Source organism: Methylomonas defluvii (assembly GCF_033949435.1).
Taxonomy (GTDB): Bacteria; Pseudomonadota; Gammaproteobacteria; order Methylococcales; family Methylomonadaceae; genus Methylomonas; species Methylomonas defluvii.
In genome coordinates this window covers 1-22,089 of sequence record NZ_JAXARY010000019.1, presented here as the reverse complement: position 1 = coordinate 22,089, position 22,089 = coordinate 1, and the positions used below count along the sequence as shown (strand labels likewise).

General features: G+C 52.0%; 21 protein-coding genes and 1 pseudogene. 12 read left to right on the top strand and 10 right to left on the bottom strand.

Translation table 11 applies throughout. The annotated features are described in order from the left end of the window. Window positions 1-25: 25 nt before the first annotated feature. Entirely contained in the window at window positions 26-595 is a 570-nt protein-coding gene (locus QLH52_RS18240) for a hypothetical protein (RefSeq protein ID WP_319962494.1), read from the bottom strand. An 85-nt stretch (window positions 596-680) separates the two neighbouring features. Beyond that, window positions 681-1,037, bottom strand: a complete 357-nt coding sequence (locus QLH52_RS18235; protein ID WP_171694566.1) for a hypothetical protein — start codon at window positions 1,035-1,037, stop codon at window positions 681-683. Window positions 1,038-1,673: 636 nt separating this feature from the next. Here QLH52_RS18235 and QLH52_RS18230 point away from each other — a divergent pair. The 6 genes from QLH52_RS18230 to QLH52_RS18205 all read left to right on the top strand — a co-directional run bounded on the left by QLH52_RS18230 (window position 1,674) and on the right by QLH52_RS18205 (window position 7,164). Continuing rightward, the gene (locus QLH52_RS18230; RefSeq protein WP_319962493.1) at window positions 1,674-2,750 is read left to right on the top strand and encodes a S1 family peptidase; all 1,077 of its coding nucleotides are present in this window, start codon (window positions 1,674-1,676) and stop codon (window positions 2,748-2,750) included. 422 nt (window positions 2,751-3,172) lie between these two features. Further along, window positions 3,173-3,604: an urease accessory protein UreE gene (gene ureE, locus QLH52_RS18225; protein WP_171694564.1), complete on the top strand. Its 432-nt coding sequence runs from the start codon at window positions 3,173-3,175 to the stop codon at window positions 3,602-3,604. After that, entirely contained in the window at window positions 3,594-4,268 is a 675-nt protein-coding gene (locus QLH52_RS18220) for an urease accessory protein UreF (protein ID WP_319962492.1), read from the top strand. Before ureE ends, QLH52_RS18220 begins: the two co-directional genes overlap by 11 nt. 241 nt (window positions 4,269-4,509) lie before the next feature. Further along, the gene (gene ureG / locus QLH52_RS18215) at window positions 4,510-5,127 is read left to right on the top strand and encodes an urease accessory protein UreG (RefSeq protein WP_319962491.1); all 618 of its coding nucleotides are present in this window, start codon (window positions 4,510-4,512) and stop codon (window positions 5,125-5,127) included. Window positions 5,128-5,198: 71 nt separating this feature from the next. After that, complete coding sequence (locus QLH52_RS18210) at window positions 5,199-5,744, top strand: glutathione peroxidase (protein WP_319962490.1); 546 nt, start codon at window positions 5,199-5,201, stop codon at window positions 5,742-5,744. 61 nt (window positions 5,745-5,805) lie between these two features. After that, window positions 5,806-7,164, top strand: a complete 1,359-nt coding sequence (locus QLH52_RS18205; RefSeq protein ID WP_319962489.1) for a DASH family cryptochrome — start codon at window positions 5,806-5,808, stop codon at window positions 7,162-7,164. Window positions 7,165-7,188: 24 nt separating this feature from the next. On the opposite strand, the gene QLH52_RS18200 is transcribed toward QLH52_RS18205, so the two are convergent. The 3 genes from QLH52_RS18200 to cysK form a co-directional block, all read right to left on the bottom strand. Then, window positions 7,189-7,605: a DUF6691 family protein gene (locus QLH52_RS18200; protein ID WP_319962488.1), complete on the bottom strand. Its 417-nt coding sequence runs from the start codon at window positions 7,603-7,605 to the stop codon at window positions 7,189-7,191. A gap of 14 nt (window positions 7,606-7,619) precedes the next feature. Beyond that, window positions 7,620-8,036 carry a YeeE/YedE family protein gene (locus QLH52_RS18195; protein WP_319962487.1) on the bottom strand — a complete coding sequence of 139 codons (417 nt, stop codon included), beginning with the start codon at window positions 8,034-8,036 and terminating at the stop codon, window positions 7,620-7,622. 136 nt (window positions 8,037-8,172) lie between these two features. Beyond that, entirely contained in the window at window positions 8,173-9,123 is a 951-nt protein-coding gene (cysK, locus tag QLH52_RS18190) for a cysteine synthase A (protein ID WP_205453670.1), read from the bottom strand. Between the two features lie 556 nt (window positions 9,124-9,679). On the opposite strand from cysK, the gene pepA reads away from it, so the two are divergent. Beyond that, a complete protein-coding gene (pepA, locus tag QLH52_RS18185) occupies window positions 9,680-10,504 on the top strand; it encodes a flocculation-associated PEP-CTERM protein PepA (RefSeq protein WP_319962486.1) in 825 nt (274 codons plus the stop codon). A 53-nt stretch (window positions 10,505-10,557) separates the two neighbouring features. Here pepA and holA read toward each other — a convergent pair whose 3' ends face one another. Genes holA through leuS form a run of 3 tightly spaced genes read right to left on the bottom strand, consistent with a single transcriptional unit; the run spans window position 10,558 to window position 14,703 of the window. Beyond that, window positions 10,558-11,586 carry a DNA polymerase III subunit delta gene (holA, locus tag QLH52_RS18180; protein WP_319962485.1) on the bottom strand — a complete coding sequence of 343 codons (1,029 nt, stop codon included), beginning with the start codon at window positions 11,584-11,586 and terminating at the stop codon, window positions 10,558-10,560. Between the two features lie 2 nt (window positions 11,587-11,588). Further along, a complete protein-coding gene (locus tag QLH52_RS18175; RefSeq protein WP_319962546.1) occupies window positions 11,589-12,071 on the bottom strand; it encodes an LPS-assembly lipoprotein LptE in 483 nt (160 codons plus the stop codon). A 43-nt stretch (window positions 12,072-12,114) separates the two neighbouring features. Next, on the bottom strand, window positions 12,115-14,703 hold the full coding sequence (leuS, locus tag QLH52_RS18170; protein ID WP_319962484.1) for a leucine--tRNA ligase: 2,589 nt from the start codon (window positions 14,701-14,703) through the stop codon (window positions 12,115-12,117). Window positions 14,704-14,794: 91 nt separating this feature from the next. On the opposite strand from leuS, the gene QLH52_RS18165 reads away from it, so the two are divergent. Together QLH52_RS18165 and QLH52_RS18160 are read left to right on the top strand one after the other, a co-directional pair. Next, entirely contained in the window at window positions 14,795-15,283 is a 489-nt protein-coding gene (locus QLH52_RS18165; protein ID WP_033157891.1) for a zinc ribbon-containing protein, read from the top strand. 58 nt (window positions 15,284-15,341) lie between these two features. Beyond that, window positions 15,342-16,115 (top strand): ParA family protein, encoded by a 774-nt coding sequence (locus QLH52_RS18160; RefSeq protein ID WP_033157892.1) that lies wholly within the window; start codon window positions 15,342-15,344, stop codon window positions 16,113-16,115. Window positions 16,116-16,210: 95 nt separating this feature from the next. Here the strand turns inward: QLH52_RS18160 and phoU are convergent, their stop codons facing one another. Beyond that, complete coding sequence (phoU, locus tag QLH52_RS18155) at window positions 16,211-16,939, bottom strand: phosphate signaling complex protein PhoU (protein WP_319962483.1); 729 nt, start codon at window positions 16,937-16,939, stop codon at window positions 16,211-16,213. Window positions 16,940-17,229: 290 nt separating this feature from the next. Between phoU and QLH52_RS18150 the strand changes: the two genes are divergently transcribed. The 3 genes from QLH52_RS18150 to QLH52_RS18140 all read left to right on the top strand — a co-directional run bounded on the left by QLH52_RS18150 (window position 17,230) and on the right by QLH52_RS18140 (window position 21,675). Continuing rightward, window positions 17,230-18,024 carry a UDP-2,3-diacylglucosamine diphosphatase gene (locus tag QLH52_RS18150; protein WP_319962482.1) on the top strand — a complete coding sequence of 265 codons (795 nt, stop codon included), beginning with the start codon at window positions 17,230-17,232 and terminating at the stop codon, window positions 18,022-18,024. A gap of 256 nt (window positions 18,025-18,280) precedes the next feature. Further along, a complete protein-coding gene (locus QLH52_RS18145) occupies window positions 18,281-20,809 on the top strand; it encodes an ExeM/NucH family extracellular endonuclease (RefSeq protein ID WP_319962481.1) in 2,529 nt (842 codons plus the stop codon). Between the two features lie 320 nt (window positions 20,810-21,129). After that, complete coding sequence (locus QLH52_RS18140) at window positions 21,130-21,675, top strand: hypothetical protein (protein ID WP_319962480.1); 546 nt, start codon at window positions 21,130-21,132, stop codon at window positions 21,673-21,675. Between the two features lie 313 nt (window positions 21,676-21,988). Here the strand turns inward: QLH52_RS18140 and QLH52_RS18135 are convergent. Then, window positions 21,989-22,089 (bottom strand): annotated as a pseudogene (locus QLH52_RS18135) (IS110 family transposase); the annotation flags it as partial.

Here is a 22,089-nt window from a genome sequence, read left to right as displayed (position 1 = left end):
TGGCAGTGTTTGCCATCCGTTAAAACTAGGAACCTGGGATATGGTTTTTGTGCGGTAGAACCGGTTCGTCCGTGGTGGTTGCGCCGGCTTCGAGTGGCTGAGCCATGGCATTGATGATTTCCGGCGGAGCACCGGATTGCTTTAGGCTTTCGCGTAGCTCGGCGCTCAATTCCGCGTTGGTTCGTTCGGATACCGGCTCTTCAGGCTGAACGGGCGTGGCGGACTCTTGATCTTTCAGAGTCTGCTCCAATTGAGCGACCTGCTCTTCCGGTAAGTGGTTGGCTCGCATCGACGCAATCAAGTCGGCATTGGCTTCGCTACGCGCAACCTCATCTTCGGGAGACAAGCCATTAGCGAGCGCCTGCCGTTGCTGTTCGTGAGGGGGCAACCGAATTTCCTTAGAGACCGGGACGTTTGTCCGCGACATATCCAGCTTTCTGTTAGCGCCGACCGCGATAACAGGCGCGGAAACTGAAGCGTTATTCTCGGGCAGCGCCGCTGAATGGCTGTCGCCGCGACCGGGGAATTGCTGACCGGCAAAATATCCGCTCGCAAAAACGCTAGCCACACCCAGTATTGAGACAAGTTTGTTCATGATCTTGACCTAGGTTGATGTTACTCAGAGCGGAATCTCGGTCGGATGGACCAGACCAAAGATTCCGCATGATCGGATGCCGCGATTAGTACTCGTACAGGTAGGATAAAGTACCCAAGTAGCGATAAGAGCCGGAGGTTGGGCAGGCAGCAGTGCCTGAGTCACCATACAAATAGTAAGTTTGATGGTTTTGCAGCGCCATTTTGGCCTGAATCAAAGCCTCTTTGTTATAGGTTACGAAATAGTTGGTATAGGCTGGCAGTACGTTGTGTTCCGGCACGGTGTAGATATAACCGTACGTCGTACCGTTAACGTTATATTCGTAAACACCGGTGACATTCACCCAGCCTGCGGAACAAGTCGCCGCATTGGCCGCACTGGCGCCAAACATGGAAGCAGCAATGACAGACAGCATTAGAAACAGATTTTTGATAGTTTTCATGACCTTCACCTTTTGTAAATTAAACACGAGAGTGGATGAGTTAACGCTGTACTTGCTTCTCGGGTAAAAAATTGGCCTACCTGAAAATTCAAGGGCAGCGTGTCCTTCGGCATTTACGCTGTGGTTTTACTGGCGGCGTAATTAGCGGGGACGGTGATAATTTAGGGAAACTGAAGGGCTTTCTCTGTTAACTTTCTGGCTGAAGAAGCGTGAGGTTTTTCACAGTTTTATGTGGATATAGCTTTGCTGGGTTTTGGGGTTTTGTGTCGCTATCGCGACGGGTGTTTTATATGTCGGTTCGCGGACCGACAACCGCGATACTTTCTTTTGCGTGGCCAAAAGAAAGTATCCAAAGAAAAGGCCACCCGACATTCCGCCTTAATCCTGCGCGTCTTGCTTTCGGCGAGGGTTTTCGGAAGGGCCATCCTTGGCCCTCCGAAAACGAGCGGCATCCCTGCCGCTCCCCTGCGGGCTGATCTCGCCAAAAGCTGCGATGCTCGGGGCGGAATAACGGGAATGATTCACTCCAGCGGTTATTGGGTGTAGGCGTAGGGTGGACAATTTTGCCCACCATTTGATTTTATTTCCGCGTGGGCACTAAATCGTGCCCACCCTATCGGGCTTACGCGACTAGAAATGAAAATTAAACCATTTGATATAAAGACTTGCGAATCAATCATAAAAAACGAACCCGGCATAATATTGGAGCATCTGCCAGGAAATCCGTTTGAACCATTCTTAGTTCAGGATCCTTTTGGGTTAAGAAAAGCTGTTGTTCCAGTTTTCAGAAAAGATATGAAAGGAAATATCTTTGGGATGGGCACAGCATTCCACGTAGATGGATGGGGTACATTTTTAACTGCTGATCATGTAATTGATTTTGCACGAGATCAACTAAAAAAAACATCGGCAGTAAATAGTCCAAATTTCTCCAAAGGAGACCATTTAGTACTTTTCCTCGGTATGGGGTTGGTCATAGGCTCAGTAAAAATCCCTGCTGAAGCATTTGTCTTAGCAAGCGAAATTGTTTCTGCCATGTGGGAAAAGGATGATCCGATAGCAAAACTAAGAGGTGAAAGCTCCATGGAAATGTTGGCGGACTTAGCAGTTATCACAGCAACATCGCAGGCTGGCCCTCTGACCCCGCACTCAATTCCAGTTAAAGCCATTGGTTGGCATCCGTCAATTGGAGAAATAGTTTTAGCGATTGGCTTTCCTGAGCTAGAGTGTCAACTCTTAACTGAAGATAGCCAACTTGCTACCTTGACTGAAGGGATGTATGCCGCCTACGGAAGAATTACAAAGCTTCATCCTTTTGGTACAAGTCAACACCATCCCAATCCTGTATTAGAAGTTGAATGTAACTGGCCTTCAGGAATGAGCGGCGGTCCAGTATTCAATTCGTCTGGTGAAGTTGTAGGAGTGGTCAGTAGATCTTTGCTTGGCGACGAAAAATCTCCTGGTGTTGGCAAGGCCACTAGTTTTGAATTCCTATCCTATTTCAACACATTAGTCCCAACGCTTGACGGACTGAACCCTATGATGCGACGTGGGTGGGGAGTGATAAGAAATAATCCTTGGCATTTAGCTGGATTTTTCAAAACAAAAAGAGAAGCCCTAAAATTTGCTGAGGGATTTGATTTTGAATACCAAGTTAAATATGGTGGAAACCAATTTGGTACAGACAATTTTATTAGTGAGATCATCGAATAGGTTACGTACTACTGTTGCCTTCTCACGAAAAGCATAGCCCCACCCTAGGTTTTGGGGATTTTCTGTTGCGCTTGGGGATGGTTTTGGTCCCGTTATTCCGCCCCGAGCATCGCAGCTTTTGGCGAGAATAGCCCGCAGGGGAGCGGCAGGGATGCCGCTCGTTTTCGGAGGGCCAGGGACGGCCCTTCCGAAAACCCTCGCCAAAAGCGAGAAGCACAGGATCAAGGCGGAATGTCGGGTGGCCTTTTCTTTGGATACTTTCTTTTGGCCAAGCAAAAGAAAGTATCGCGGTTGTCGGTCCGCGAACCGACATATAAAACACCCGTCGCGATAGCGACACAACAAAACCAAAAGACATCAAATAATCTAGAAGCCGACGTGTTGGGTTACGCTTCGCTAACCCAACCTACACAAAATACAAAATGCTAAAACTCACTGAAACCACCCAAACCGAAGAAACCCCAGACGACACCCTCACCCTCCCCTTCGAGGCCCGGCAAAAATCCCGGCAACCGGCCACCACCCAAGGTGGTATTCAAGTCGGCGTGTTCCTGCCAAGGGGCCAAACCCTGAGACACGGCGCAATCCTCACCAACGGCCAGGGTTTCAAGGTACGAATCAACGCCGCGCCGGAACCACTGTCGGTAGTGAAATGCGCCGATCCGTTGCTGTTTGCCCGCGCTTGTTATCACTTGGGCAATCGTCACGTAGCCTTGCAAATCCTGCCCGGCGAATTGCGGTTTTTGACCGACTATGTACTGGATCAAATGCTGATCGGATTGGGTTTAGCCGTCGAGCACGACACCCTGCCGTTCGAGCCGGAAGCCGGCGCTTACCATAGTCATGGTCACTAATTTAAGCCTGCTGCGGCTGCTGCAACTGGTCAGCCCCAGTTTGCCGATTGGGATGTACAGCTATTCACAGGGGCTGGAGACTGCGGTGCACGACGGCTGGGTAACCAATGCCGAGCAAACCGGCGATTGGCTGCGTGGTTTATTGCACAACGGTTTAGGCAAGGTCGACGCACCGTTGTTGGCGCGGCTGTACGACGCTTGGCAGACTAATGACATCAAGGCTGTCACGCATTGGAGTCAAACCCTAACCGCTTACCGCGAAACTGCCGAATTGCGCGCCGAAGACCGGCAAACCGGGCAGGCCCTGGCGCGCTTGTTGGTCAAGTTAGAGATGCCGGAAGCGCAGGTTTGGCAAAAACGGCCCGATGCTACATTGGCGACCTTGTTTGCGTTGGCGGCGACACGCTGGCAAATCGATAAAGCCGATGCGATAGCCGGTTATTTATGGGGCTGGCTGGAAAATCAAGTGTTGGGCGCGATTAAATTGGTACCGCTGGGCCAGGTGGCGGGGCAGCAGTTGTTGCAAAGTCTGGCCGGCGAGTTGCCGGGCTTGGTCGAGAGCGCATCACAATTGAAAGACGATGAAATCGGCGGCAGTTGTTTTGGCTTGGCCCTGGCCAGCAGCCGGCACGAAATGCAGTATTCGCGGCTGTTTCGGTCGTGATGCCATGAGGTTTCGCGTGGGCACTTATCGTGTCCACCCTACGCTCTTTATCGCAGGTATTCCGTTCGGGCCGAGCTTGTCGAAGCCCTAGCTGGCAGGCCCTTCGACAGGCTCAGGGCGAACGGTTTTTAAAGGCTGGAATAATTCGCACCAACCGATAAACGCTGCCTCAACGCAGCGCAGTGGAATCGAGATTTGGCATTTTTAAATCCCGGATAGTGTCGGGGCAACTGGAGACAACATGAACGACAAACAAATTTTAAGAGTAGGCATCGGCGGCCCGGTGGGTTCCGGCAAGACTGCGCTGGTGGATGCCTTGTGCAAGAGGATGCGCGACGATTACGAAATCGGGGTGGTCACCAACGACATTTACACCCGCGAAGACCAGCAGTTTTTGATTCGCAGCCAGGCGCTGCCGGAAGAGCGCATCCTGGGCGTGGAAACCGGCGGCTGTCCGCATACCGCCATCCGCGAGGATGCATCGATGAATCTGGCGGCGGTGGACGAGTTGTGCGAACGCTGGCCTGAGCTGGATTTTGTGATGGTGGAAAGCGGCGGAGATAATCTCAGCGCGACCTTCAGCCCGGAATTGGCTGACCTGACGATTTACGTGATCGATGTCTCTGCCGGCGACAAGATACCGCGTAAAGGCGGCCCCGGCATCACCCGTTCGGATTTATTGGTCATCAATAAAATCGATCTGGCGCCTTATGTCGGCGCGTCGCTGGAAGTGATGGACCGGGATGCCAAAAAGATGCGCGGCGAGCGGCCTTTTGTGTTTACCAATATCAAAACCGGCAATGGCTTGGAAGCGGTCGCTGACTTTATTGTCAAGCAAGGCATGCTGCAAACGCATTAATGGCGATAGTCAGCCAAGGTTGACTTTTAACCAGTACTGGTATGCTCAAGGATAAAGAATCAGGAGGAACCATGATGAAAACCGCGTTTTTAGTCGCCAGCCTCTGGGCGTGCTCCGTGTCGGTAGCCGGCGCCGAGCCTTGCCCGGAATTGCTGAATTACAAGATGACCAAGCTTCGTTCCAGCGAGCAAATCGATTTTTGCCAGGCGTTTCAAGGCAAGGTGATCCTGGCCGTCAATACCGCGAGTAACTGCGGCTACACCCCGCAATTCAAGGGCCTAGAAGCCTTATATCAAAAATATAAGGATCAGGGTTTGGTGGTAGTTGGCTTTCCGTCCAATGATTTTAATCAGGAGTTCAGCGAAGCGGAAAAAACTGCAAACGTCTGTTACATCAATTACGGCGTCACGTTCCCCATGCTGGAAAAAAGTCAGGTGAAAGGCGCGGCAGCGAACGGTTTCTTCCAAAAACTGATTAAAGCCACCGGTCAGGCGCCGGCCTGGAATTTTCACAAATATTTGATTGATCGCAGCGGCAACAGCGTGGCGGCCTTCCCCAGCGCTGTGACGCCGGAACAGCTGGATTCTAAGATCAGCGCCTTGTTATCAGCTAAATAGGGTTGTAAACCTCAGCTCTCGCCGGCGGCATGCCGGCATTTTTTATCAGGACGAGACGGCAATGCGCAGAATTGGACTTTACTGGTTTGGTAATGATTTGCGGGTGCATGACAACGCCAACCTGCAACAAGCCAGCGCGGTCGTCGACCAGTTGCTTTGCGTGTTTTGTCTGGACCCTGCCTGGTTGGCGCCCAACCCATACGGGATGGCTAATTTGTCGGCACAGCGTTGGCGATTTTTGAAAGAAGCCTTACAGGATCTGGATAGAAATCTTCAGCAAGTCGGACAACATCTGCTGGTTTGTTACGAAACACCGCTTGCGGCCATCGGTGGGCTAGTGGCTAAGCATGGCGTATCGGTGATTTATCGCAGCCGCCATGCTGGTTTTCAGGAGCGGCAACAATGGCTGGCGCTGCAAAAACATTTGCCGGGTTTGCGTTTTGTCGAATCCGACACGCAAACCCTGTTCAACCTGCACGAATTGCCTTTTACCCAATTGCCGAAGTCCTTCACGCCGTTCAAGGATAACGTCGAGCGATTGCGGGTCGATCATCCTTTGCTGCCGCCCGATGCGCTGCCCCCCACCCCGGAACCCAAATCGGATTGGCTATTGAATTTTCCGGTGTATTTGCCGGCCGTTTCAGCACTCGATGCTGAGTTGGCGTTTCATGGCGGCGAGACCGCCGGTAAAAAACAGTTTAAAGCGTATTTTCGCAGCAGCTACCCCAGCCGTTACAAAGACCTGCGCAACGAACTGGACGGTTGGGAAAATTCAACTAAGTTTTCGCCTTGGCTGGCCCATGGCAATCTGTCGGTAAGAAAAATTTATTCCAGTTTACGCCGCTACGAAGCAGAGAATGGCGCCAATGAATCCACTTATTGGCTGTATTTTGAATTACTCTGGCGGGAGTATTTTCAATGGTATGCCCACCAGCACGGCAAGCGACTGTTTGCGTTTCGCGGCATTAAAGTACGCAAACCTTTAACCTGCTTTTATCCGGAACGCTTTCAAAAATGGTGTCACGGTTACACGCCCTATCCATTAGTAAACGCTTGCATGAAGCAACTGAACGCCACCGGCTATATGTCCAATCGCGGCCGGCAAATCGTCGCCAGTTGTTTGGTCAATGAATTGGCAGTGGATTGGCGCTTCGGCGCAGCTTATTTTGAACAACAGTTGCTGGATTACGACGTGGCCAGCAATTGGGGGAATTGGCAATACCTGGCCGGCGTAGGTGCCGACCCGCGTGGCCAACGGCACTTTGATCTGGAAAAACAAACCCGGCTTTATGATCCTGACGGCAAATTCATCCGCAAGTGGCAGGCTGAAGTCCGCAATTTGCCATTGGATTCTGTTGATGCCGCAGATTGGCCCGTAGACCCGGCTGACGCGAAATTGGCATCAATCCTAAGGGCTTAATCCTTAACTGATAGGAGTGGCTTCTTAGCGTTGATGCAACAAGCGAAACAACCAAAACCCGGCAAACATTGCCGTAACAAACGCATAATTACCCAACACGCCGGCACTCAATCCCAATAAAGCCGGCCCCGGACAAAAACCGGATAAGCCCCAGCCCACGCCGAATATCGCCGCACCGCTCATCAGTTTGGCATCGACGCCGGCCGGCACGATAGCCGAAGGCTCTTGCTCGCGGTCCGCCGCGTCGTTATTACGATGCATCAAATAACGCGCCAGCCCCAACGTCGATAAGGCGCTAGCCATCACCAAGGCCAGACTGGGGTCCCACGCCCCCGCTACATCCAGAAAAGCCAAGACTTTGGCCGGATTGCTCATGCCGGCGACAATCAAGCCGAGTCCAAACAACAGACCATAAGCGAACAAATAAACAGTATTTTTCATAGCAAGTTTCCGGTTTAGAGCAAGTGACGAGTAATAAACACCGTAACACCTGCAGTCAGCATGAAAGTCAGCGTCGCGACGATGGATCGCATGGACAAGCGGGCGATACCGCAAACACCGTGCCCACTAGTGCAGCCGCCACCTAGCCGGGTGCCGTAACCCACCAGCAGGCCGGCAATTGCCAGCAAACCAGGCGAGGCTGCCAAATCCAACGTAATGTCTGCACCGCTTAAGCGATAAAGAGGCCCACTCGCCAGCAGGCCAGCCAGAAACCAGCCGCGCCAGACACTGCTCTCGTTCCAAGGCGGTAACATGCCTGCGGCGATGCCAGAAATCCCAGCGGTATGCTTATGGGTAAACAACAGCAAAGCGGCGGCCAGCCCAATCATGGCTCCCCCGGCCAGCGCGGATAAAATCGTCAAATAGTTCATGCGTCATTCTTGCCAAAAATGGGCTATTGAAGCAGAAACCGCAACACCAAACCAGATTTACTAGCTTTAACGCCCGATTTAAGTTGGCCAGCCCAGCCACTTATAGCACGTGGCTTGTTCACATTGACAGCGGGGGTTATTCACCAAACAAAGACGAGCTCAAATAGCGCTCACCGGAATCCGGCAGCATCGCGATAATGACTTTGCCGGCATGTTCCGGACGCTTGGCTAGCCGCACCGCAACCGCAAGCGCCGCGCCACTGGAAATCCCGGCCATAATCCCTTCTTCCTTGGCAAGCCGTCGTGTATAGGCAATGGCTTCGGCGTCTTCCACCGGCTCGATCAAATCAATCAACGACAAATCCAAATTCTGCGGTACAAAGCCGGCACCTATGCCTTGAATGCCGTGTATCCCAATTTGCACGGGTAAGCCCGCGCGAGTCTGGCTTAAGACCGGACTGCCGGCCGGCTCGACCGCGACACTGAGCACCGGCCTGCCGCAATGCTTTTTCAGATAACGCGACACACCGGTAATCGTGCCGCCGGTGCCGACGCCGGCTACGAATATATCGACCTGACCGCCGCTATCGCGCCAAATTTCCGGGCCGGTGGTTTGTTCGTGTATCGCCGGATTGGCCGGGTTTTTAAACTGTTCCAGCAATAGATAATGCTCAGGGTCGGCTGCGGCAATAGCCTCGGCCTGCTCCACCGCCGCGCGCATGCCGAGCGCGCCATCGGTCAACCGCAGGTTCGCGCCATACGCCAACAACAACGTGCGGCGCTCCTGGCTCATGTTGTCCGGCATCGTCAATGTGATCGGAATGCCACGCGCAGCCGCCACCGCAGCCAATGCAATACCGGAATTACCGCTGGTGGCTTCCAATAAAGTCTTGCCCGGCGTCAACAGGCCTTGACGCTCCGCCGCCCAGACCATCGCCGCACCGACCCGGCATTTCACCGAATAAGAAGGATTACGGCCTTCAATTTTCACCAACAAGGTCGCGTTCAATCCTTGGCTAATATGATTGATCCGTACTAAAGGCGTCCTGCCTATCGATTGGGAATTATCTGCGTACCAAGCAGGCATTGAGGGCTTCCTGTGGGATAAGGGGTTTACTTTGCATGAAAAAAATGATCCGGGCTATTGTGACGGATTCTAAGACGATTAACGGATAGTCTTTCAAACAAAATGGCTGCAGTTGCGTTGGTGTTTGTGTTTAGTAACGCCGCCAAATTTCCTGGCTTCGTCATTTTGGGCCCATTTAACAACAATACCAACAATCGTCGCCATCGACACCTTGGGAAATCATTAATTGCCCCAGAACACCCGGCGTAAAGATTCCGACGATTCAGTGTATCGTCGATCATTTGCTTTTTAGAACAACCGGCTTTTATCAAGCTTCCCACGACTTCTAGCGGGCATTTTCCAGAAAAATCTTGTACAAGCAGGACGCTGTTTTTATTGAACATTGCACACGAATTTGTAGTGAGCCCCGGCTCAGATGATTTACGCTTTCCATTGCGACTAAACTGAAAGCCCATTCGGGGAGTTTCAGTAATAGAACTGTAATTTGTGTTGGTTCACAAAATCAGCTATAACCGCATTTTGGGGGAATACAATCTAACTTTTATGAGGTACAGCAATGAGCAGTAAAACTTTAAGCAAGCATCTCAAGCGAAATGCAATTTTAACGGCAGGACTGGTTATTGCCGCCCCTGCTGCGATGGCGAGTACACAATGGGTTGGTACTGCAGATTATAAGTTAGCACCAAACGCTGCCGGCGATGAAGGACCCGCAGTTGGACCGTTTGACAGCTACGACTTTGCCCCTGGCGCCGCCATGATAAAATTCACACCCAATAGTGCCACATCTGGAACGGTAGAGGGTTGGTATCAATCCTATGTGAGGTCACACGACCTAGGCTTCGTTGGCGTCTCAAACGGTAATCTTGGATCAACTTATGAATTGACTGCGGTTGCTCATTTTTTTGGTAACTATTCCAACAGCATCGACGGTAATACCCAGTCTGTGGATAACATGACAGGCGACGTAGCACTGTATTTTGACACTACTCCTGATCACAGCTTCATCAACGACACCGGTTTTTCTGACGTTAACTCACAACGAATTCTTTGGGGGAGTATAAACTCCGGAAACGGCAGTTTGTTCAAAGGTACTGGAGGCCAAGAACTAACCCTGAATTTTGCTGGTGCTGCATCGGGTTCCGACCAGGCTGTGTATAGTCCAAATACAATCGGCGGTGCAGACGCATTCTTTTCCATTACCACTAAAGGACTGCAAAGTGTTAACTTTAACAGCGTTCAGGGACATGCAGACGGTCAAAAATTTGTATCCGACGGTTACATGCAACTGACAGCGGTACCCGTACCAACCGCCGTATGGTTATTTGGTAGCGGTTTGCTTGGTTTACTCAGTACCGGCAAACGTAAAAAAATCACTGGTTAAGGCATTCAATTCCATCTTAAAGCTACCGCTCAAATTTCTTTTGGACAGTAGCTTTAATATTCCACTGCGCGGATACCTGAGCCCTTCGAAAACAACAAACAAATCCTAAACAAACCCTCCCATTCGTCGCCGTTAATCTGGCCTTTGATTTGGCAATCCACATTGGCGCTGGCTTGCAAAATACCCTGTAGCTCCTTGCTCTTCAACCGCTGCAAGGCCTCATGCACCGACTGCTTGCGCTTGTCCCAGATCTGATATTTTTTGTAGAGAACGTCCGGGTTACTACCGCGTTTCAATTCAGTCTTGATACTGGCCAGGGTTCGGGCTTCGCGGCTGATAGCCCACAACACCACCGGCGCTGCGACGCCTTCCGCTTTGAGCCCGGCAAGAATTTTCACGGCCCTATTCACCTTCCCCGCCAACAAAGCATCCATCAACTTAAACAAGTCGAACCTAGCGCTGTCAGCCACATCGCCCTCAACCATGGCTTTGTTGATACGGTTAGCCCCGTGCAAGATATATAGTTTTTCAAGCTCCTGAGCCGCGGCCAGCAAGTTGCCTTCGACTCGCACGGCCAGGCTTTTCAATGCCTCCGCGTCAAGATGCATGCCCTTCCGCTCCGCGCGGCGCTGCAACCAGTGCAACAACTCCGGCCCTTGTAATGGCCAGACCTGCACGGTGATCGCAATTTTATCCAAGGTCTGAAACCATTGCGACTTCTGCGCCGCGCTATCCAGCTTGCCGGCGGTGATCAGCAAAACGGTATCTTCGGGGGGACGCTGACAATACGCGCTTAGGGCTTTGCCGCCTTCTAACCCAGGCTTAGCGGAGGGCAAGCGCAAATCGATGAGTTTTTTGTCGGAAAAGATAGAAAGGGATTCGGCTTCGAGCGTCAATTGCGGCCACTCGTTACCGGTATCGATGGCAATCACTTCGCGGGTGAGATAACCTGCAGTGCGAGCCGCACGCCGAATGTCGTCGGCCGCTTCACCAAGCTGTAAAGGCTCATCACCGCTCACCAGATAAACCGGTGCCAGCTCTTTCTGCAAGGCAGCGGTCAACTGGTCAAGCTTTAAACGCATACTTATTTTTTCTGCGTATCGACGGCTATCCTGGCTCTGGCCAATATCATCCGCGCCACTTGTTTATAGATTTCGTTGCGAATCAATTGTTCTTCGTTGCCTTTCGCCAGTACCGCCGTTTGGTCGTTAAAAAACTCCCGGGAAATTTCGATCACTTGCTCGTCCATCAGCGCATTTTCCTTGCTGTCGAAAAATTGAAAGCGCAGATAATATTCCAGCTCGGACTCGCTGGATTTACCGGTTGAACCGATGGTCAGTACCCGGTTACGCATGTCTTCCCTAAGCACCTTGACCACCACGCCGGCATCATTGGGAGAACCCACTATTTTGCCTTTCGATGCCTTCATGATGGACTGCAGCTCACCCTGAAGCGGAGTGGAAGCACCAAACACATACATGTTTTTCAGCACTTCCGGCATCTCTATCGAACCGCGCAGATGGTATCCGCAGCCAAGCAGCAGCGCCAAAGTTCCAAACAAAACCATTCGGCTCAAGTGATTTATCATTTGCTTCTCGAAAACCCAGCGTTTAAACAACGATATTCACCAGTTTCTGCGGCACCACAATCAGCTTTTTCACCGGTTTACCTTCCAGATAACGCTGCACATTGTCGTCGGCCAGGGCCAAGGCTTCGACTTGCTCCTTGGACGCCGTTGCCGCAACGGATAATTTACCGCGCAGCTTACCGTTCACTTGCACGACCATTTCGATGGCGTCCTGTTGCAATGCGGATTCGTCGATCAGTGGCCAAGCGGCAAGCACGATGTCATCGTTATGCCCCAACTGATTCCACAATGCTTGAGCCGCATGCGGAATAATCGGAGCCAGCATCAAGACGATAGCCTCCAACACTTCCTGACGGGTTGCCCTGCCATTATCGCTATTGTCTTCAAATTTATTCAGCGCGTTGACCAGCTCCATGTTGGCCGCAATCGCGGTATTAACGGTATGGCGACGGGCCATATCGTCGGTGACTTTTTGCAACGCCTGATACAACTGGCGACGCAACACTTTTTGATCATCGCTCAAGGCCGCCTTGTCCAGCGCTTGCTGAGGCAATCCGGCTTCGACATGCAAATAGACTTGCCGCCACAAACGTTTCAGGAAACGGAAAGCGCCTTCCACACCAGCGTCATTCCATTCCAGCGACTGGTCGGGCGGCGAAGTAAACATCGTGTACAAGCGCACCGTATCCGCACCGTATTTATCAATCAAGACCTGCGGATCAACACCATTGTTTTTCGACTTCGACATTTTCTCCACGGCGCCGACGGTGACCGGCGAACCATCTTCCAGCAATTTGGCGCCAATTATTTTGCCTTTGCCATCGCGTTCGACATCGATTTGGGTCAGATTGAAATAGCGTTTGTGGCCGTGATCGTCAATTTGATAGAAGGTTTCGGCGATCACCATGCCTTGCGTCAACAAGTTCTTGAACGGCTCATCGCACACCACCAAACCTTCATCGCGCAACAATTTGGTGAAAAAACGCGCATACAGCAAATGCAAAATCGCATGTTCGATGCCACCGATGTAATGATCGACCGGCAACCAGTAGTTGGCGCGCTGGTCCAGCATCGCGCTATCGCAATCCTGGCTGGCGTAACGGGCGAAATACCAGGACGATTCCATGAAGGTATCGAATGTATCGGTTTCGCGCCGCGCCGGCTTGCCGCATTTCGGGCAATCGGTGTGCGGAAAAGTAGGATGCGCGGCCAAGGGTGATTGTGAACCGTCCAGCACCACATCGCGCGGCAAGGTCACCGGCAATTGATCGTCTGGGACAGGCACGGTACCGCAGTCGTCACAATAAATCACCGGAATCGGCGCCCCCCAATAACGTTGCCGCGAGACACCCCAGTCGCGCAATCTAAAGTTAGTTTTGCGTTCACCCTTGCCTAAGCCAGCTAGTTTAGTGGCGATCGCGTCGAAGGCTTGCTTGAAATTCAAGCCGTCAAATTCGCCTGAGTTTTTCAATATGCCTTTATCGGTAAAAGCTTTTTCCGCAACGCTGTCGTCAGAGCCGTCCGCGGCGGCAATGACTTCCTTGATGGCAATCCCATATTTCTTGGCAAACTCATAGTCACGCTGATCGTGTGCAGGCACGGACATGACAGCACCCGTGCCATAGCTCATCAACACGAAGTTGGCGATCCATACTGGGACCGATTCTCCGGTCAGCGGATGGATAGCGCTGTAACCGGAAGCGATACCGCGCTTTTCCATGGTTTCCATCGCCGCTTCCGAGGTTTCCATCAACTTGCAGGACTCGATGAAGGCGGCGATGTCGGCATTGGCTTGGGCGGCCTTCAAGGCCAGCGGATGTTCCGCGGCGACCGCGACGTAAGTCACGCCCATCACGGTATCGGGGCGGGTGGTATAGATGCGGATCGGCGCGTCAAAACCATCGACCGCGAAATCCATCTCCACACCTTCGGAACGACCTATCCAGTTGGCCTGCATGGTTCGGACCTGCTCCGGCCAGCCGGGCAGTTTATCCAGCGATGTCAGCAATTCATCGGCATAAGCGGTGATTTTTAAAAACCACTGCGAGATTTCCTTTTTCTCGACTTGGGTATCGCAGCGCCAGCAGCAGCCGTCAATGACTTGTTCGTTGGCCAGCACGGTTTGGTCGTGTGGACACCAGTTGACCGGCGCGGTTTTTTTATAAACCAGGCCTTTTTCCAGCAGACGGATGAAAAACCATTGCTCCCACCGGTAATAACTCGGATCGCAGGTCGCCAGTTCGCGGCTCCAGTCGTAACCAAAACCCAGACGTTTCAGCTGGTCACGCATGTAATCGATATTCGAATAGGTCCAGTCGGCCGGGTGCACCTTGTTTTGCATAGCCGCATTCTCGGCCGGCAAACCAAAGGCATCCCAACCCATAGGTTGCAACACATGCTTGCCCTGCATTCTTTGAAAACGGCTGATCACGTCGCCTATCGTGTAGTTGCGAACGTGGCCCATGTGCAGCTTGCCGCTGGGATAAGGAAACATCGACAGGCAATAGTATTTTTCTTTGCCGGTGTCTTCAGAAGCGGTAAACACCCCGGATTTTTCCCAGTCGGCCTGTACTTTTTGCTCTATTTCCGACGGCTTGTAATGCTCTTCCATCCTATTCGTCTTTTGCTGTAAAAAGGCGCTAGAATACCTTAGAGACGCTTAAAGCTAAAGCGTGAAAATTAAAACAACACAAGGAGCAGCCATGGGCGAAAACAAACTGATCAAAGCGTATGACGATCTGATGGGCCATCTTTACGAAGCCCTGGACGATACCTTACACACCGTCGCCGACGCATTGGAAATAGCCAAGGAAAAAACCAGCGCGCTGGGCGGCCACACTCAAGAAGAAATCAATAAAATCGCCGACTATGTGATGCGCGACGTAGAACACGTCGCCACCGCGCCGTCGCAACAAAACGACAGCAATTCGTTGTCCGAATGGTTGAAGTTTGACATCGATTTGATCGAGAACTTTGCTTTGGACGCTTTCATGGACATTGCCGACAAAACCAAGGTCAAGCTGGCCGCGTTGGAGATGGAAGCCAAGCTCTATCATCCTTATAAAAGCGGTGAGGTAGCCGGCCCCGGCACTTTTGTCTGCGATGCCTGCGGCAAACAAATCGCCTTCAAATCCACCAGCGTGATACCGGCCTGCCCGGAATGCAAGGGCGGCAGTTTCTCGCGCGTTTGATATTGCAGGCTTTAACCTTATAATGCGGGCTTTTATTTTTTAGCAATCGAGGGCGATTATGCGCAGGGTGATCTTCAATCAGAAAGGCGGCGTGGGTAAATCTACCATTACCTGTAACCTGGCAGCCATCAGCGCCGTAGAGGGTAAAAAAACCCTGGTGATCGATCTCGATGTGCAAGGCAATTCCACCCAGTATTTGCTGGGCAATAAAGTCGCCGATTCCGACAAGACCATCGCCCATTTTTTCAAAGACAGCCTGGGATTGGGCTTATTCGGCGGCGGCAAGGAAGGCTTGGACGGTCTGATCCATGAAACGCCCTTCCCCAACCTTTTCGTGTTGCCATCCCATAGCGATTTGGAAGGTTTGCAAAGCCGGTTGGAATCCCGGCACAAAATCTACAAATTAAAAGAGGCGCTGGAAAAACTGGAAGGCTTCGAGCAAATCTATATCGACACCCCGCCGATTTTAAATTTTTATAGCCTATCAGCTTTAATCGCCGCCGAAAAATGCCTGATTCCGTTCGACTGCGACACCTTCGCTCGTGAAGCACTGTACACATTGATGCGCGCCATCGCCGAAGTCAAAGCCGATCATAACGACAGACTGGAAGTGGAAGGCGTCATCGTCAACCAATATCAAAAACAGGCCAACCTGCCGCGGCAGTTAGTGGAAGACCTGATCGCCGAGGGCTTGCCGGTCCTGGAGACCAAAATCTCCACCTCGGTGAAAGTCCGCGAATCGCACAGCGATGCCCAGCCTTTGATCCACTACGCGCCAACCCACAAACTGACCGAAGAATACCGGGCCTTGCATTTGGAAATTCACAAATAACGGTTTGGCATTTACCCACATTAAAAAGCCGGCAATGCCGGCTTTTTTGTTTTTAAATGACGGCAAATACCGAAGAGGCAGCCGCGCGCAAATGCTTAACCAGCAAGACTAGCCTGAGCCGCCAGCCCACCATGCCGCACATCGATACCGTCCAACATAAAAATGGCGTGCTCGGCAATGTTCCGGCAATGCTCGCCGCAACGCTCCATGGCTTTCATCATTTGCATCACATCCAAGGCTCTGCGAATCATTCGGGCGTCGTGCAATACCAAAGTCAATTGGTGCTTGATACCCTCCTGCAATTCCGACTCGCAATCCCTGTCGCATTCCAACAAGGCGTATGCCTGCTTGGTATCCCGGCTTTCGAAAACCACCATCAACTTGTCCAAAATCAGCTTGATTAAACCGCCGATTTTCACGATGTCAGCCAACAGCTTTTGATTGGGGTCGCTGGTGTTAGGGTCGAACAACACCGTAATCAGTTTGGCGAACTCGACAATCTCAACACCGATTTTTTCCAGCTCTACGGCGATTTTCGACGTTGATAACACATAGCGCAGATCGTTTGCCACCGGACTATGCCGGGCAATGATGTTCAATACCTCGCCGTCAATCTTGCTTTCGAAGTGCTTGACCTTCTTATGCCGTGATACGACTTTTTGCGCCAGTTCGGCATCGCCGTAGTCCAGCGCCTGCATCGCCTGTTCCAGTTGGTAAACCAAAAGGTCTGTCATATCCAGCATCAAACTGTGCATATGCCCTAAATCGGTGTCATACGCATGCAAGGTATGCACATTATTGGGAGTGTCTGTTTGCTTCGTCATCGGCAGTTCTCTTGCTTGTTTGGCCAGGGTCTCGGTAATAAGCAAACCTTAGAACAAGCAGATTACAGGAATGTGACACAACCCGATAGACACGCAAAACCCGGCGCGTTAGCCATTGTTTTTAAACAATATATTTATAGAGCCGACGATCTAAAGTCTGCACAAAACGCCAAAAATAATCCGTTGCCCGCATTACTCGGCAAAGAAGCGACAAGCCGGCTCTGTCATGCTGCTGTCATAAATGCAGACAAGAATAACCCTCGTCCGATACTAATATTTGGCGTTTGCTTATGAATACCTCTTTCTATCGCACCATCTGGATTTCCGACCTACACATTGGCTCGACCCAATGCCAGGCCGATGCCCTGCTGGATTTTTTAAAACATAACGACAGCGAAAAACTCTATCTGGTCGGCGACATCATCGACTTTTGGGCCTTGTCCAAAAAAATGTACTGGCCGCGTGATCACAACACCATCATTCAAAAAATCCTGCGCAAAGCCAGACACGGCACGCAAATTATCTACGTCCCCGGCAACCACGACGAAAACGTCCGCGATTACGACGATTACGTGTTCGGCGACATCGTCGTCAAAAACTCGGATATTCACACCACGGTAAACGGCAAACGCTTCCTGATCGTCCACGGCGACGAATACGACACCATCGCCAAACATCACCAATGGTTGGCAAAAATCGGCAGCCTGGGTTACGACTGGCTGATTGAAATCAACCGCTTCCTGCGCTTGTTCAGACGCCTATTCGGCAGGCAATCGCATTTCTCCTTGGCGGCGTTTGTGAAATTCAAAGTCAAGAATGTGGTGCAATTTATCTCCGATTACGAAGAAAGCATTGTCCGCACCCTGAAAAACGAAGGCCTGGACGGCGTGATTTGCGGACATATACATCATGCCGAAATCAAGGAAATAGAAGGTTTCTTATACGTCAATACCGGCGATTTCGTGGAAAGCTGCACGGCCATTGTCGAACATCAAGACGGCAGACTGGAGTTAATCCGCTGGCTGACCCAGGAAGCGCCGCAATTGACGCAGCAGCACGATGGAGAATTGCCGCATCCTGGCTAACTCCAAACCTTGCCGGAACCGGCCTACTTAGCTTTGTATTACATGTCACAAAAACTTCGCCAAACCGTCACGGTTTCTTAACCCTCCTCCAAGCGTAATCCCGGAAAATGTGAGCGGGCTTGCAGAATTTTGGGAAGTCACCCAATGACGCGCTCGTCGTCTTTCCCCCTTAAGCCGATGAGTGCGTCTCTCTGCGAGTCAGCTCAGGCTCATCCAAGCCTGCTTACTGATTTTTAAGCACAGAGACCATCCGACCATGATCGCAAAGCACATCCGCAGCTACCCGCTGCTGGCCGCAGTGAGCGCCCTCAGCTGCTTCGGCAACGCCCAGGCAGCCACGCCGGTGTTTATTAACGAAATTCATTACGACAACGTCGGCACCGATAGCGGTGAGGCCATCGAAATCGCCGGCCCGGCCGGCACCAACCTCAGTGGTTGGTCGTTGGTGCTTTATAACGGCAACGGTGGCGCCAGCTATAACAGCAAAGCCTTAAGCGGCGTGATAGCCGATCAAACCGGCACCGGCTTCGGCACGCTGAGCTTCAGCTATCCGGCAGACGGCATTCAAAACGGTGCACCAGACGGCATTGCCTTGGTCAACGGCAGCACGGTGGTGCAGTTTTTAAGTTACGAGCCCTCACCTTTTACAGCGGTAGGCGGCCCGGCCAACGGCATGACCAGCTTGGATATTGGCGTAGCGGAAACTAACTCAACTCCCGTCGGCCAATCCTTACAACTGAAAGGCACCGGCAACAGCTACGAAAACTTTACCTGGAACGCCCCAGCCACAAATTCATTTGGCGCGGTCAACAACGGCCAAAACTTCGGCGGCGTCACCCCACCGCCGCCACCGGTTTCCCAATGCGGCCAAGCGGCAACCCTAATCAGCGCCATCCAAGGCAGCAGCGGCGTCAGTCCGTTGAGCGGCAGCGTGCAACATGTTGAAGCCGTGGTCAGCGCCGACTTCCAAGGCAGCGGTAATTTGAACGGCTTTTTCGTGCAGCAAATCGATGGTGCCGACGCCAATCCGGCTACGTCCGAAGGCTTGTTCGTCGCCTCCAGCTTGCCGGTCAATGTCGGCGATAAAGTCCACATCGTCGGCACCGTCACCGAAACCTTCAATATGACCCGCCTGGAAAGCGTCAGCTCAGTGGACATTTGCGCCACCGGTAACGCCTTACCGACCGCGGTTGAAGTAAATTTACCCTTCGACAACGCCGACAATAACGCTGAACGCTGGGAAGGCATGTTGATCTATCTGCCGCAAACCCTGACAGTCAGCGAAAATTTCAACCTGGGCCGCTTCGGTGAATTTTTACTTTCGTCCGGAGGCCGCTTATTGACACCCACCCAAGTCGCCACTCCCGGCCAAGCGGCTATCGATGCTGCGGCGCAAAATGGCTTGAATCAGCTGACCGTGGATGATGGCTCAAACATCCAAAACCCAGACCCGGTAATTTATCCGCAACCGACCGGTCTCAGCGCCGCCACGCCTTTACGTAGCGGCGATGCGGTGGTGGGCGCTACCGGCGTGTTGGCTTACGATTTTGGCGTGTACCGTCTGCAACCGACTCAGCCACTGACTTTTGTCGCCGATAACGCCCGCGGCCCGGTGCCCACGCTATCGAATTTGGGTTCATTGAAAGTCGCCAGCTTCAACGTGTTGAATTACTTCAACGGTAACGGTGTCGGCAGCGGCTTCCCAACCGCTCGCGGCGCTAATACCCTGGTCGAATTCAACCGCCAGCGCGACAAAATCATTCCGGCCATCCATGCCTTAAATGCCGATGTGGTAGGTTTGATGGAAATTGAAAACGACGGCTACGGCAGCAGCAGCGCCATCGCCGATCTGGTGAATGGTTTGAATCAACTGGCCGGCGCCGGCACGTATGCCTATATCAATCCGGGCTTGAGCAAAGTCGGCACCGATGAGATCGCGGTTGGCATCATCTACAAACCGGCTAAAACCACGCCGGTCGGCGCGGTGGCAATATTGGATTCTTCGGTAAACCCCTTATTTATCGACACCAAAAACCGCCCTGCCCTGGCCCAAACTTTCTTGGATAAGGCTTCCAACAAGTTGCTGACCGTGGCAGTCAACCATCTTAAATCCAAAGGTTCGGCTTGTGACGATGTCAATGATCCCGACACCGGCGACGGCCAAGGCAATTGCAACCAAACCCGCACCAATGCTGCGCAAGCCTTGGCCACCTGGTTGGCTGGCGATCCTACCCACAACGGCGCCAACAATGCCCTGATCATCGGCGACCTGAACAGCTATGCTCAAGAAGACCCGATCAGTGCCTTGAAAAACGCCGGTTACCAGAACCTGCTGGAAACTTTCGTCGGCAATCAGGCCGCTTACAGTTACGTATTCGATGGCGCGGCCGGTTATCTGGATCATGGCCTAGCGAATGCCGCACTCGCGCCGCAAGTTAAAAGTGCCGGCGAATGGCATATCAACGCCGACGAACCACGCTCTCTGGATTACAACACCGAGTTCAAAACAGCCAATCAATTAAGCAGCTTCTACGCGGCCGGTGCTTATCGCTCATCGGATCACGATCCGCTGTTGATCAAGTTGTTCGTACCGGGTGATTTGGATAACGACGGCGATGTCGATGGTACCGATGCCAATTTGATCAAGGCTCAAGTTGGCAAATGCAGCGGCAAGGCTGGTTTTAACCGGGAAGCGGATTATGACGCAACCGGCTGCGTCAGCATTGCCGACTACCGGACTTGGTATGGCTATTTCAATAACTACACAGCGATCAGCAAACCGTAACGACCGCAAACATTGCCGATTAATTTTTATTTGTTAAAGAAGGTTTTATGAAAAATATGACATGGCGTCATTGCCTGATACTTGCGTTGGCATTTTGGTCCGGTGCGAACCAAGCGAGCACGCTTAGCACATCCGGCGATATTCAAATTTACCCTGGCGACAATATAGACCTCCAAACGAGTCAAACCCCAGGAAATCTGCAAGCTAAACAACCACCACTTATTACAGGGGGTGACATTCAAATTTTGCCTCGCGGTAGTATTGCAAGCCAAGCGGGACAAACGCCAACCAATTCGGGATCAATATCACCGTTAGCCATCGTGTTGCCCACCGAGCCCACTTTTTTGGCGGTGCAACAAACCTCAGGGGTTACCCATATTGGTGATCATTTTGATATTGAAGTGCTGGCGCTCGCGCCTTTGGCTAATGCCAGCCCGGACGAACTGGTGTTGGGCTTTGGTTTCAACACGCAATTAGGCGGCACGGGAGCGGCGCAATTCTTGGGTAGCAGCATTAACCCGTTGTTCAACGACATTTCAACACAGGATGGCGTGAATTTAGCCGCTGCCGGCCTGGCCTTTCCGGGCTTAAGTGCAAATGACGTGGGCTCGTTCATTTCTCTAGCGGTTTTGCATTTTCAGGCTATCGCAGCGGGAAACTTGAATATCGCGATTACCAGCGATTTGCATGATCTCAACCAAGGTTTGATCTTTTTAAATCAAGGATCACTGGCGATTAATACCAGCGTCGGCTTCAACATCATCACGGCTGTGCCGTTACCGCCCTCTTTGTTGCTGTTTGTGAGTGGCTTGGTGGTGGGTTTTGGGGGGATTCGGAAGCGCGCGGCATACCTGCATCGCCCCTGACGGGCTATTCTCGCCAAACACCCACGGGGCACAAGAGCTGCGATGCTTGGCGCGGAGTAACGGGAGAACACCACTACCAAAATCAAGAGAAAACAAAACGCAGGGTGAGCATCTCTGCAAATCGATTATCGGTACAGGTTTATGCCAGGTAAGCACAAAGACCGTGCCCACCCGGCATATTGGCTATTGGTGCGGGCGGTTTTGTAGGTCGTTGCCGGCAAGATCGGAACGTTCTTTTGTTTTTGAGGTTCCACGCAGAGCGAGTCGGAAAGAGCCACGTCCAAAGAAAACCGCGTAGATACTGTTATCCAAGTCAAGCCAAATGAATAGCCGAATCGAAGGGTTTGGCGGATTTTAAGACGCCGAACGCCACATGAATCAATTTTCGCATCATGGCGCCGATAATGAGTTTAT